Origin of the sequence: Cryobacterium sp. Hh7, assembly GCF_004403155.1 — a bacterium.
Taxonomy (GTDB): domain Bacteria; phylum Actinomycetota; class Actinomycetes; order Actinomycetales; family Microbacteriaceae; genus Cryobacterium; species Cryobacterium levicorallinum.
In genome coordinates this window covers 1-13,407 of the sequence record NZ_SOHG01000061.1, presented here as the reverse complement: position 1 = coordinate 13,407, position 13,407 = coordinate 1, and the positions used below count along the sequence as shown (strand labels likewise).

Sequence of the window (13,407 nt, the reverse complement as noted above, 5' to 3'; positions counted from 1 at the left end):
TGTTTACCGGTGACTATGAAAAATACGGCCCGCACCGCTGGACCGCTTCGGGCCGCGGGGCTGCTCGCCCTCGTGCTGCCGGCACTGCTCCTGAGCGCGTGCAGCGGCAGTGCCCCGGCCCCCTCCTCGACACCGACCGGCACGGCCTGGACCTCTGACTATGTCGCCCCGGCGGCGACCGAGATCGCACCGCTAACCGGGCTGAGCGTCGAAGGCGGCTCGTCGGCCCACCCGTCGCTGGCGGCCAAGATCGACAACCACGTTGCGGCCCGGCCGCAGGTTGCCATTGACCGTACCGACCTCGTGTTCGAAGAACTGGTCGAGGGCGGCATCACCCGCTATGTTGCGGTCTGGCAGTCAAGCATTCCCGATCAGCTCGGACCGGTGCGGTCGATCCGGCCGATGGACCCCGACATTATCGCCCCCTTCGGTGGACTGGTCGCCTACTCCGGCGGCCAGCAGCGATTCGTCGACGCGATGAACGCGACCGGCCAGATCAGCGCCATCTTCGACTACGACACGAGCGGCTTGTTCTCGCGGTCCTCCGCTACTTCAGCCCCGCACAACGTGATCCTCGCCGCGTCGGAATTCGTCAACCGCAATGCCTCCGTCGCCCCGCCCGCCCAGCAGTACGCCTACGCGGCCACCCTCGCCGCGGCATCCGCTGCCACGGACGGTACGCCGATTTCGGTGATCAACACCAGGTTCTCCAACTCCAGCGCCCGCAGCTGGACCTGGAACGCCGAGGCGGCCGCCTACCTGCGCGCTCAGGATGGCGCGCCCGACCTGACCCCCGAGGGGGCCCAGCTCAAGGCGACCAACGTGGTCGTACTGCGGGTCGATGTAACCGTCTCCGACAGTATCCCCAAGACCGAGTTGATCGCCTCCGGTGAAGCGTCAATCTCGTCCGGCGGCAAGACCCTCGCGGCCACCTGGAGCAAGGATGCCCAGACGTCGCCGATCCGCCTCATCGACGCCAACGGAGTGACAATTCGGCTGGCACCGGGCAATACCTGGTTCCAGTTGGTGCCCAACGGCACCGGCTCGGCCGATCTCGTTCCCTGACAGCTGCAGATAGCCCGGCATCACCCCGGATGCTCGCTTGCACTCTCGACCCCAGAGTGCCAGAATCGATCTAGCACTCTCGTCATCTGAGTGCTAACCCCATCATCGTTTGGAACGTCCGGGAGGGACGAGTTACACATATGGCAAAAATCATTGCATTCAATGAAGAGGCCCGTCGTGGGCTTGAGCGCGGCCTGAATATTCTCGCCGACACCGTCAAGGTCACCCTCGGCCCGCGCGGCCGCAACGTCGTTCTGGAGAAGAAGTGGGGCGCCCCCACGATCACCAACGACGGTGTGTCCATCGCCAAGGAGATCGAGCTCGACGACCCGTACGAGAAGATCGGTGCCGAGCTCGTCAAAGAGGTCGCCAAGAAGACGGATGACGTAGCCGGCGACGGAACGACCACCGCAACCGTCCTCGCCCAGGCTCTGGTTCGCGAAGGCCTGCGCAACGTCGCAGCCGGCGCCGACCCGATCAGCCTCAAGCGCGGCATCGAGAAGGCCACGGCAGCTGTCATCGCCGAGCTCATCGCCAGCGCCAAGGAAATCGAAACCAAGGAAGAGATCGCGGCCACGGCTTCCATCTCTGCCGGCGACACCGAAATCGGCGCGATCATCGCCGAGGCCATCGACAAGGTCGGCAAGGAAGGTGTTGTCACCGTAGAGGAGTCGAACACCTTCGGCACCGAACTCGAGCTCACCGAGGGCATGCGCTTCGACAAGGGCTTCCTGTCGGCGTACTTCGTCACCGACCCTGACCGTCAGGAAGCGGTCTTCGAAGACCCCTACATCCTGATCGTCAACTCCAAGGTCTCCAACATCAAGGACCTGCTCCCCATCGTGGACAAGGTCATCCAGACCGGCAAGCAGCTCCTCATCATCGCGGAAGACGTCGACGGCGAGGCCCTGGCCACGCTCGTTGTGAACAAGATCCGTGGCATCTTCAAGTCCGTCGCCGTCAAGGCTCCGGGCTTCGGAGACCGTCGCAAGGCTCAGCTGCAGGACATCGCCATCCTCACCGGTGGACAGGTCATCTCGGAAGAGGTCGGCCTCAAGCTCGAGAACGTCACGCTCGACCTGCTTGGTAACGCCCGCAAGGTCGTCATCACCAAGGACGAGACCACCATCGTTGAGGGTGCCGGCGACGTCGAAGCCATCGCCGGTCGCGTTTCGCAGATCCGCGCCGAGATCGAGAACACCGACAGCGACTACGACCGCGAGAAGCTCCAGGAGCGCCTCGCCAAGCTTGCTGGCGGCGTTGCTGTCATCAAGGCCGGAGCCGCAACGGAGGTTGAGCTCAAGGAGCGCAAGCACCGCATCGAAGATGCAGTGCGTAACGCCAAGGCTGCCGTCGAAGAGGGCATCGTCGCCGGTGGTGGCGTTGCACTGATCCAGGCTGGCAAGACCGCATTCGAGAGCGAAGCAGTTCTCGCTCTCGTCGGCGACGAGGCAACGGGCGCGAACATCGTGCGCGTCGCCATCGACGCTCCGCTCAAGCAGATCGCACTCAACGCGGGCATGGAGCCCGGCGTTGTCGCCGACAAGGTACGCAACCTGCCCGTCGGATGGGGCCTCAACGCCGCCACCGGCGAGTACGTCGACATGATCGCTGCCGGCATCAATGACCCGGTGAAGGTCACCCGCTCCGCGCTGCTCAACGCCGCGTCGATTGCCGGACTGTTCCTCACCACCGAGGCCGTCGTCGCCGACAAGCCCGAGAAGAACTCGGCTCCGGCCGGCGACCCCTCGGGTGGCATGGACTTCTAAGTCCCCGCCAGCTAGCACCACACAAAAGTGGGCGTCTCCCTCGGGAGGCGCCCACTTTTTTCATGTTCCGTCGCCGAGGTGTGAGGCTGACCGCATTATTCGCAAAAATCGGGCCCGGACGCACACCTCGGCGCAGGTCAGCGGATGCTGCGGGCCGCCTTCACCAGGTCGGCGCAGCGCTCACCGATCATCATCGTGGTGATGTTCGGGTTTACGGTGACGAGAACCGGCATGACCGACGCGTCGGCGACGCGCAGGCCGGTAACTCCCTTGACCCGCAGCTCGGGATCGAGCGGCGCGAGCACATCGTCGACGGCGCCCATTCGCAGGGTCCCGGCCGGGTGGTAGACCGTGTTGTGGGTCTTTTCGATGTACGAGGTGATTTCGGCATCCGTTTGCACAGCGACGCCCGGATACAGTTCCTCGCCGGCCCACTCGGCCATGGCCGGCTGGGCCACGATTTCCCGGGCCTTGCGGATGCCGGCGACCATGACGCGCATGTCGTGTGGGTCGGTGAAGTAGCGCGGATCCACCATGGGCTTGTCGCGGTAGTCGCTCGAGCGCAGCTTGACCGTACCGCGGGAGCGTGCCCGGGTGACGTTCGGCGTCAGGCAGAACCCGTTCTCCGTCGTCGGGTAACCCTGACGGGCGGTGTGCATGTCGAAGGGCACCGAACCGTAGTGGAACATGAGGTCGGGGCGGTCGAGGCCCTCCTCGGTCGTCGTGAAGATGCCGGCTTCCCACCATTGGGTGGAAGTCTCGGACATCGGCTGCTTCGCTTCCCACTGAATCACGCCCTCCGGGTGGTCCTGCAGGTTCTCGCCGACGCCGGGGGAGTCCGCGAGTACCTCGATGCCAAAGGAGGCAAGCTGCTCGGCCGGACCGACGCCGGAGAGCAGGAGCAGCTTGGGCGAATCGATGGCGCCGGCCGAGAGGATGACCTCGGCGCGCGCGGTGAGCTGGTGGGTCTTGCCGAAGCTGGCATCGACGACCTGTACGCCGGTGCAGCGCTTGTTCCCGTCGAAGGTGAGTTTGCGGGCTCGCATGCCGGTGAGCAGAGTGAAGTTGGCGCGATCCCGAATCGGGTGAATATACGAAACGGATGACGACGCGCGCGTTCCGTCCACCTGCCGGTTGATCTGGAAGAAATTCGCGCCGTTCACAACGGTCGTACCGGAGTTGAACGTTGTGCGCGGGATTCCGGTCTGCTCGCAGGCGTCGAGGAGAGCCACGCCGCACGGATCGGTGGCCGGCACGTTCATCAGGTGCACGGGGCCGTCCTGGCCGTGGTGCGGGGCCTGGTCCTCGTTGGTTTCCAGACGCTGGAACAGCGGGAAGGTGGTGGCGGCGTCCCAGCCGGTGGCTCCGTGCTTGAACGCCCAGTCGTTCAGGTCTTCGGCCGGGGCCCAGAACGCGATGCAGGAGTTGTGGCTGGAACAGCCGCCGAGCACCTTGGCACGGGCGTGGCGCATGAACGAGTTGCCGTGCTCCTGCGGCTCGATCGGGTAGTCCCAGTCGTAGCCGCTCTCCAGCAGCTCCATCCAGCGGTCGAGCTGGAGGATGACGTCGATGCCACGGTCGTCGGGACCGGCCTCCACGAGGGCCACCTCAAGGGCAGGATCCTCGCTCAGCCGGGCGGCGACAGCGGCCCCGGCGGAACCACCACCGATCACGATGTAGTCGAAGTCGGTCTGGGTCAGTACGGTCATCGGTGGTCCTAACGTGCGGCGAACCAGCCGGTGATGGCCGGTGCGGTGTTCTGGTAAATGTGCTTCGTTTCCTGGTACTCGCCGAGGCCCATCGGGCCGAGCTCGCGACCAACGCCGGACTGGCCGTAGCCGCCCCACTCCGCCTGCGGCAGGTAGGGGTGAAAGTCATTGATCCAGACGGTTCCGTGTCGCAAGGCCTTGGCCATGCGCTGGGCCTTGCCGGCGTCCTGGGTCCAGACCGCTCCGGCCAGGCCGTAGACGGTGTCGTTGGCGATGCGCACGGCCTCGGCTTCGGTCTCAAAGGTTTCAATCGTCACGACCGGGCCAAAAGCCTCGTCGATCACGACGGACATGCCGCTCGAAACCTGGTCGAGCACGGTCGGCGTGTAATAAAAGCCCTGCGCGAGGTCGCCTGCGCCCCAGGTTCCTCCGCAGCGCAGGCGGGCGCCCTCGGCGATGCCCTTCGCAACGTAGGCGGTGACCTTGTCGCGGTGCGCTGCGCTGATCAGCGGCCCGGTTTCGGCTTCCGGGTCAAACGGTCCGCCGAGACGGATCTGGTTGGCCCGGCGCACGAGCTCGTCGACGAACTTCTCGGCAACGGATGCTTCCACCACGATGCGCGCGCCGGCCGAGCAGACCTGCCCCGAGTGCACGAACGCGCCGTTCAGCGCGTTGTCCACGGCGGCGTCGAAGTCGGCGTCGGCGAAGATCACGTTGGGATTCTTGCCGCCGAGTTCGAGGGCGACCTTCTTGACCGTTCCGGCGGCGGCCGCTGCGATCTTCCGGCCGGTCTCGAGACCGCCGGTGAACGAGACCAGGTCGACGTCGGGGTGGCTGGAGAGCGGGGCCCCGGCCACAGCGCCAGCGCCGAGCACGAGATTGGCGACGCCGGCCGGCAGACCGAGGTCGTCCAGCAGCACCATCATGAGCATGCTGGTGTGCGGGGTGAGCTCGCTCGGCTTGAGCACGAAACTGTTACCGGCGGCGAGGGCCGGGGCGATCTTCCACGCGGCCTGCAGCAATGGGTAGTTCCACGGCGCGATCAGCCCGCAGACCCCGACGGGCTCGTGCACGATGCGGCTGACGACGTTTTCATCGGCGGCATCGACGATGCGTCCGCTGTCCTGCCCGGCGATCTTGCCGAAGTAGGCGAAGCAGTTCGCGATGTCGTCCATATCGATTTCACTCTCGACCAGACGCTTGCCGGTGTCGAGCGTTTCGGCGCGGGCGAACTCGGCCCGGCGCACGCGCAGTTCAGCGGCGACGCGCAGCAGGAAATCACCACGCTCGGGCGCAGGAACGCTGCTCCACAGGCCGCTGTCGAAGGCGGTGCGGGCCGCGCGGATCGCAGCATGGACATCCGTTGTGGTCGCCTCGCTGACCGTGCCGACCAGGCTCTGATCGGCCGGGCAGTGGATCTCGCGGGTGCCGGCGTCGCTCGCTGGTACCCAGGCGCCGCTGATGAACAGCGTGGCCGGCGGCGCGGTATTGATCGGTGTGTTCATTGCTTGACCTCGTCCGATTCGAAATCGGCTTCCCAATTGTCTTTAGCCACCTGGTCCTCGGCGAGGGCGGTGTTTCCCGGCTCTGCCCGGTTCAGGTGCAGAAAGTCGAGGTGGGTTTCGTAATGGTCGAGCACGTCAGTGATGACCTGCTCCTTGCTGTAGCCCATGAGGTCGTAGCCGTGGCTGCCCTCGAGGGAGAAAACCTCCATGCGGTAATACTTGCCGCTGGCGCTCGCCGAACGCACCGCATAGGTCGGAGTGTCGAATTGCACGGGGTAGATCTGGTATTTGAAACCGCGCTCGTCGCCCATCGACACGTTGAGGTCGAGGTGCGGAATCTGCAGGCCATCGACCACGCCCTGCGATAGCGTCACCTCGGCACCCTGCGTCACGAGCTCGTCACGCACTTCCTGCAGGGCGGGCAGGGCCACGCTCGACACGAAGCGTTCGGCCTGACGTGGGCCAGGGTAGCTCATGGCGCGGGTCAGCCGCTGACGCCAGTTGCGCGCCCGGGCCGGGTCGGTGCTGCGACCGGACAACAGGCCGGGCAGGCTGGCCCGGTAACTGTCGGTGAGCGATTGCTCCAACCGAAGCGCCCGATACAGCCCGAGCATGACGAGCAGCAGCACCGCGGAGAAGGGCAGCCCCATGATGATCGTGGCATTTTGCAGGGTCGGGATGCCGCCCACCAGCAGCATCGCCATGGTCAGCACTCCGGTGGTCACCGCCCAGAAGATGCGCAGCCACTTCGGGCCGTCGGACTCGGAGTCCTTGAGATGCGCGGTGAAATTGGCCATGACGAGGGCGCCGGAGTCGGCGCTGGTGACATAGAACAGCAGTCCGGTGAAGGTCGCGATCGCGGCGGTAGCCGGGGCGAACGGGAACTCGGCCAGCAGCGAATAGAACGCACGCTCCGGCGAATTCATGGCGACCTCGCCGAAGCCGGCATCTCCGCCGATCACGATGGCGAGGGCGCTGTTGCCGAACACGGCGATCCAGATCAGGATGAACGCGAACGGCACGATCATGGTGCCGGCGACGAACTCGCGGATGGTGCGGCCGCGGCTGATGCGGGCCAGGAACAGCCCGACGAACGGTGCCCAGGCGATCCACCAGGCCCAGAAGAACAGGGTCCACCAGTTGAGCCATTCATCGGGGCGGTCGTAGGCGAAGGTGTCGAGGGTCATGGCCGGGAACCGGCTCAGGGTGTCACCGATGTTGAGGACGATGGCGTCGAGCAGAAAGCTCGTGTTGCCGGCAATCAGAATGAACAGCATGAGGCCGACGCTCAGCAGAACGTTCAGCTCGGACAGTCGACGAATGCCCTTCTCGACCCCGGAGACGACGGAGATCGTGGCCATGACCACACTCAGGGCGATGAGCGAGCCCTGCACGAGCAGGGTCTCCGGCGTTCCGAACATAAAAGTGAGGCCGTAGTTGAGCTGGGCGACGCCGATGCCGAGGCTCGTGGCGATGCCGAAAATGGTGCCGAGGATCGCGGCGATGTCGACCACGTCGCCGATCCGGCCGTGGATCTTCTTGCCGAAGATCGGGTACAGCGCCGAACGGATGCTCAGCGGCAGGTTCTGCCGGTAGGCGAAGTAACCGAGGGCCAGACCCATGAGGGCGTAGAGGGCCCAGCCGGTGAGGCCGTAGTGGAACAGGGTCCAGACCATGGCCTGGCGCGCGGCCTCAACGGAGCTGCCGTCACCGGTGGGCGGGGCGAGGTACTGGGTGACCGGTTCGGAGACCGAGAAGAACATGAGGTCGATGCCGATTCCGGCGGCGAACAGCATGGCGGTCCAGGTGAACAGGCTGAACTGCGGCCTGGAGTGGTCTGGCCCGAGGCGGGTCTTGCCGACCCGGGACAGCGCGACGACGATGACGAAGACCAGCACGACAGTGACGATCAGAAAGTAATACCAGCCGAGGTTGACCGACACCCAGCCGACGACGGCGGCAATGACGTCGCTCGCGTTGCGGGGGGGCGAGGATCGCCCAGAGGGCGATGGCAATGATGCCGGAGGCTGAACCGAAGAAGACCGTCTTGTTCACCCGGGTTTTGTTCTCCGGGGGGAGGCCAGGCGGTCCGGTCGATGGTTCGGTGGCGGGAGTGTGGGCAGAGAGAGTCATCTCATCCTTGGTGCTTGGTGTGATGTCGGGGTGGCGCCGGCCGCGTGTGCGCGGGCTGGCTGTCCGAGTGGCCGCGGTGGCGGCGTAAGCGCGTCTGTCACTCTAGCAACCGAAAATCCGCGTCTTTCCGGGCTTTTTCGGGATGCGGTGGGTGCGGTAGTGCTATCCCGCGCGGGATAACACACTCCGACCGGCCACGAATCGCCTACCGCGCGAACAGCCGGGTGTTGGCTTGCTCGGTCTCGGCGTACTGCTGCCCGGCCAGGCTCAGCGCCTGGTTGAGCAGGGTCAGGCTCTCTTCCAGCTGCTGATGCATGCCGCGCCACTCGGCGAAAGCCCCCTGGAACGCGGCAGACGCCTGGCCGGTCCAGAACCCTTCGAGGCTGGTGAGCTGGGCGTTGAGCTCGGCCACATCGGCCTGCACCCGACCGATCGTGCCGCGTGCGGTGTTGGCGGTGCTCTGCACCGCATCGCTGTCGACCTGAAAGCTCGTCATGGTGTGCCTTCCTGCTACTCAAACATGGATGTTGGTGACCATGAGCGTAGAAGGCGAGCGTGCAGCATCCGCTGCCCGGCAGTCAATTTGTGAATGGATGCCGCCTGCCGCGGCCGGTGCAGGAGGGCCGCTATGGAATGACAGGCTGGGCGTGCAGCGGCGCGCTCGGCGTGCCGGCGAGGGGGAGCGAGACCCGGAAGGTGGCGCCGCCACCGGGGGTGTCGACGACGTCGACGGTGCCGTTGTGGCTGGCGACGATGGCGGCGACGATGGCGAGGCCGAGGCCGCTGCCACCGGTTTCGCGGGCGCGGCTGGAGTCGGCGCGCCAGAAGCGCTGGAAGATCTTCTCCCGAATCTGCGGCGGGATTCCCTCGCCGTGGTCGACGATGGCGATCGATGCCCGCAGGGTGCGCGGGTCGACTGCGACCTCGAGTTCGATCGGGCTGTCCGAGGCGGTGAACCGCATCGCATTGCCCATCAGGTTGGTGATGACCTGGCGAATCTTGTTCTCTTCGGCCATCACCACGGGCGGCAGCTGGGGCACGACGGGCAACACAGTCAGGCCGGCATCGGGCAGCACAGCGGTTGTGCGGCGCGGTTTGCGGGTGCGCAGCCGGGCCAGGGTGGCGCCGGCGAAGGCAATAGCACCGGTCGGAGTGCCCGTTCCGGACGGCCGGGTAATCGTGCCGGTGGTGACGCTCTCCGTTCCATCGTTGTCGATCTCGCCGGAGTCACCGAAGTGGTGGTCCAGATCGGCGTCAGCCTCGAGTGACGCAACCACGGGCGGGGGAGTCACCACCGTCACCTGGCGGCCCGGTGAGCTGGCCATGGCATCGAGGGCGGCGTCGCGGGCCAGCGGAACGAGGTCGACCGGGGTGAGCGCGAGCGGCTTGGTCTCGTCGAGGCGGGCGAGTTCGAGCAGATCCTCGACTAGACCGCCCATACGAATGGCTTCTTTTTCGATGCGTTCCATGGCCTGGGCAACATCTTCGGGGGTCTGCAGGGCACCCATGCGGTACAGCTCGGCGTAGCCGCGCACCGAAACCAGGGGGGTGCGCAGTTCGTGGCTGGCGTCGCCGACGAAGCGGCGCATCTGGTCAATGGTGCGGGCGCGGTCTTTGAAGGCCCGGTCGATGCGGCTGAGCATGATGTTGAGCGAGCGGTTGAGACGTCCGACCTCGGTGTTCGGCGTTGCGCCGCCGAGACGCTGGCTGAAGTCACCGTCGGCGATCGCGGCCGCGGTCTGCTCCGCCTCGCGCAACGGCACGAATGTTGTGGTGACGAGCACGCGGGTGAGCATGGCGCCGATCAGCACGACCCCGGCGCCGAAACCCAGAAAGATCGTGAGGTAGGTGGCCATGGTGTTCTCGGTGGGCCGCAGCGAGACGGCCATGACGAGAGTGCCGTAGGTGCCGGTGGGGCTGATCACGACCGGAACCATGATCGCGTGAAACTCGGTGTCGTGGGCGGCGTCCCACAGAGTTTGAATCTGTCCGTCAAGCTGCGAGACCCGTTTCAGGTCGAGCGGCATGCCGACAACCGGCAGCTCGGCGTGGTCGCGTTCCTGCCAGGTGCGGGTGATCAGCGCGCCGTCCTGGTCGTACAGGGCCACGAAATAGTCCGAAGCGACGCCCTCGGTGTCACCCTGCGAGAACACGCTCGACGAGTAACCGCTGAGCGCGGTCTGCGTGTCGACCTGCAACTGGGTGTCGACCTGGGTCACCACATACTGCTTGAGCATGGCCATTGTGCCGATGCCGGAAACGAGCAGGCCGAGCGTGAGCATCAACACCGTGACACCGGTGATCTTGGAACGGAGGGAGATGCTGCTCCACCGCCTGGACAGGGTTTCGTGCATAAGAGGATTTAGTCTACGAAAGCTCGCTGTGTATAACGAACGCCGTGACTACGCCTTGGCGGCCTTGAGCATGTAGCCGAAGCCACGCTTGGTCTGAATGAGCGGTTCGCTCGAGTGCACGTCGACCTTGCGGCGCAGGTAGGAGATGTAGCTCTCCACGATTCCGGCGTCACCGTTGAAGTCGTATTCCCAGACGTGATCGAGGATCTGCGCCTTCGACAGAACCCGGTTGGGGTTGAGCATGAGGTAGCGCAGCAGCTTGAACTCGGTCGGGCTCAGTTCGATGGCCTCGGTGCCGACGAGAACCTCGTGGGTGTCCTGATCCATGGTGAGTTCGCCGGCGCGAATGACGGCATCTTCATCGGCGTGCATGGTGCGACGCAGGATGGCCTTGATCCGGGCGACGATCTCGTCGAGGCTGAACGGCTTGGTCACGTAGTCGTCGCCGCCGACGGTGAGGCCGGTGATCTTGTCTTCGGTGTCGTCCTTGGCCGTCAGGAACAGGATCGGGGCCGTGTAGCCGGCCGAACGCAGGCGCTTGGTGACACCGAAACCGTTCATGTCGGGCAGCATGACATCGAGAATGATGAGGTCGGGTTCCTCCTCGAGCACGGCGGAGATAGCCTGCGCGCCGTTGCCCACTGCGCGTACGGCGAAGCCGGCGAAGCGGAGGCTGGTGGTGAGTAGGTCGCGGATATTGGGTTCGTCATCGACGATAAGGATGCGGGGGCCGTCAGTCATGCCCCCAGTATCTGCGTGTTAGCTGGAGCTTTGCTGAGAGTAAGTCCGTGTGCGGGGATCGACGGCCGACGATCCGTTCCGCGGCAGGAGTTGGCGACATGATGGAATGGAACAATCGATTTGTTCCAATGGTGAGGACCGTTATGACACGCACGAGAATCAACTCCGCTCCGGGAGTGATGCTTCCTCAACTGGATGCTCCGCGCCGGTTGATCGGCGGCCGCACCTTCGATTTCGATCGCGAGGTGGCCGTGATGGCGATCGTCAATCGCACGCCGGACTCGTTCTACGACCAGGGTGCAACGTTCGCGCTCGACGCATCCGTTTTGGCGGCGCAGAAGGCCATTGCCGACGGGGCAGACTGGGTCGACATCGGTGGCGCCAAGTTTGCGCCCGGGCCAATCGTGCCGATCGAGGAGGAGATCGACCGGGTCGTTCCGGTGGTCGAGGCGCTGCGCGGCGCCGGCGTGGTCATCTCGGTCGACACCTTCCACCCGGCCGTGGCAGCCGCGAGCATTGCCGCCGGCGCGCACGTGATCAACGACACCACCGGCGTGCACGACCCGGCGATGGCCGACGTCGTCGCCGACAGCGATGCCACCCTCGTGATCACCCACAGCCTCGCGGCGCCGCGCATGCCCTACCCTGCGCCGCAGTACGACGATGTTGTCGGCGAGATCAGCGCGTTTCTGCTCGCCCGCGTCGACCGAGCCCTCGGGCGGGGCGTGCGGGCCGACCGCATCATCATCGACCCCGGCCATGACCTCAACAAGACCACGCAGCACTCGCTCGAACTCACCCGGAGGCTCGGCGAGATTACCGGGCTCGGCCTGCCGACGCTGGTGGCCGTCTCCAATAAGGATTTCGTCGGGGAGAGCCTCGATCGGCCGCGCGGCGAACGGGTCGACGGGTCGCTGGCCGCCATGACGGTCTGCATTCTGCAGGGGGCGCGGATCGTGCGCATGCACAACGTGCGCGCGGCGGTCGATGCCGTGCGCATGACCGAGGCCATCCTCGGGCTTCGGCAGCCCGCCTACGAGCGTCACAACCTCACCTGATGCGCGCCGAGCTGCCGCCACGAGCGGAACTGATCGAGCACTACCGGGTGGCCGACCGCGGGGCGCCGCGGACGCGCGTCAACTTCATCGCGAGCCTCGACGGCGCCGCAACCATCGACGGCCTGAGCGGCGGCCTGAACAACGCCGACGACAAACTCGTGTTCGACACCCTGCGGCTACTGACCGACGTGATCCTCATCGGGGCCGGCACCGTTCGGGCCGAGGGCTACGGCGGCATTCGTTTACCAGTGGATGACGCGGCCTGGCGCACGCAGGCGGGTCTGGCCGCCCAGCCTCCGCTGGCCGTGGTGTCGGGGCGTCTGGATCTCGACCCGCGGCATCCGCTTTTCAGGGAAGCCGCGACCCGCCCTATCGTGCTGACCCACGCGGCCGCCCCGTCAGACCGGCGGGCCGCGCTCGCCGCGGTGGCCGACGTGATCGTGTGCGGCGACGAAGAAGTCGAGCCGCACCGCGTGGTGGCGGCGCTCGCCGAACGCGGATTGCCGCAGATCCTGTGCGAGGGGGGGCCGCACCTGTTCGGCGACCTGCTCGCGGCGGACTGTGTCGACGAGTTGTGCCTGAGTTTCAGCCCGGTGCTGGTGGGGGGCTCTGCTGGGCGTATCGCCGTTGGCGCTAGTGCTGTGACCCGCGCTATGGAGTTGCTGCACGTGCTGCGCGCTGGCGACATGCTCTTTCTGCGCTACGCCCGATCCTGAGCGCGCGCTCGTTGCCGAGCCGTGAGTGTTGGGGCGAATTAAACGTTTCAACGCCGCGAAACTCACGGCTCGGCGAGCGAAACTCACGGGTCGACACTGCAAACTCACGGGTCGGTGGCCGTGGCGCTAGGCGGGATTATGCGCTGATCCCGGCGTCGGCATCCGCCTGGGCCCACCTTGCGAAAGCGGGCCCATGATCTAGCATGGGCCCGCTTTCCGGGCCCGGGCCCGGAAAGTAATCAGACGCGCGGGAGAGGAGCTAGCGGGAGTTTCCTAGCTATTTCCGGAACGCCAGATTGCGCTGAAGTCAATTCCAGTGCTGGTCTGGCGTTCTTCGGCGTGGTGGCGTGACTTTTG

Annotated in this window: 9 protein-coding genes and 1 pseudogene; 4 read left to right on the top strand and 6 right to left on the bottom strand. The window is 65.7% G+C overall.

Annotated features, from left to right (window positions below; all coding sequences use genetic code 11):
* Window positions 1-15: 15 nt before the first annotated feature.
* Window positions 16-1,065, top strand: coding sequence for a DUF3048 domain-containing protein (locus E3T43_RS15595; RefSeq protein WP_241979047.1), 1,050 nt, complete (start codon window positions 16-18; stop codon window positions 1,063-1,065).
* Between the two features lie 140 nt (window positions 1,066-1,205).
* Complete coding sequence (gene groL / locus E3T43_RS15590) at window positions 1,206-2,834, top strand: chaperonin GroEL (protein WP_092451084.1); 1,629 nt, start codon at window positions 1,206-1,208, stop codon at window positions 2,832-2,834.
* A gap of 137 nt (window positions 2,835-2,971) precedes the next feature.
* Here groL and E3T43_RS15585 read toward each other — a convergent pair whose 3' ends face one another.
* From E3T43_RS15585 to E3T43_RS15560, 6 genes and pseudogenes are all read right to left on the bottom strand, one after another.
* Window positions 2,972-4,543: a GMC family oxidoreductase gene (locus tag E3T43_RS15585; RefSeq protein WP_134473108.1), complete on the bottom strand. Its 1,572-nt coding sequence runs from the start codon at window positions 4,541-4,543 to the stop codon at window positions 2,972-2,974.
* A gap of 8 nt (window positions 4,544-4,551) precedes the next feature.
* On the bottom strand, window positions 4,552-6,048 hold the full coding sequence (locus tag E3T43_RS15580; protein ID WP_134473107.1) for an aldehyde dehydrogenase family protein: 1,497 nt from the start codon (window positions 6,046-6,048) through the stop codon (window positions 4,552-4,554).
* Window positions 6,045-8,181: pseudogene (gene betT / locus E3T43_RS15575) on the bottom strand (choline BCCT transporter BetT). Before betT ends, E3T43_RS15580 begins: the two are co-directional and overlap by 4 nt.
* Window positions 8,182-8,386: 205 nt before the next feature.
* Window positions 8,387-8,677, bottom strand: a complete 291-nt coding sequence (locus E3T43_RS15570; protein ID WP_092451076.1) for a WXG100 family type VII secretion target — start codon at window positions 8,675-8,677, stop codon at window positions 8,387-8,389.
* Between the two features lie 130 nt (window positions 8,678-8,807).
* A complete protein-coding gene (locus E3T43_RS15565) occupies window positions 8,808-10,535 on the bottom strand; it encodes a HAMP domain-containing sensor histidine kinase (protein WP_134473106.1) in 1,728 nt (575 codons plus the stop codon).
* Window positions 10,536-10,583: 48 nt separating this feature from the next.
* Window positions 10,584-11,276: a response regulator transcription factor gene (locus E3T43_RS15560; protein ID WP_092112483.1), complete on the bottom strand. Its 693-nt coding sequence runs from the start codon at window positions 11,274-11,276 to the stop codon at window positions 10,584-10,586.
* Between the two features lie 143 nt (window positions 11,277-11,419).
* On the opposite strand from E3T43_RS15560, the gene folP reads away from it, so the two are divergent.
* Window positions 11,420-12,334, top strand: coding sequence for a dihydropteroate synthase (gene folP / locus E3T43_RS15555; RefSeq protein ID WP_134473105.1), 915 nt, complete (start codon window positions 11,420-11,422; stop codon window positions 12,332-12,334).
* A complete protein-coding gene (locus tag E3T43_RS15550; protein ID WP_134473104.1) occupies window positions 12,334-13,050 on the top strand; it encodes a pyrimidine reductase family protein in 717 nt (238 codons plus the stop codon). The genes folP and E3T43_RS15550 overlap by 1 nt, the downstream gene beginning before the upstream one ends.
* Window positions 13,051-13,407: the final 357 nt, after the last annotated feature.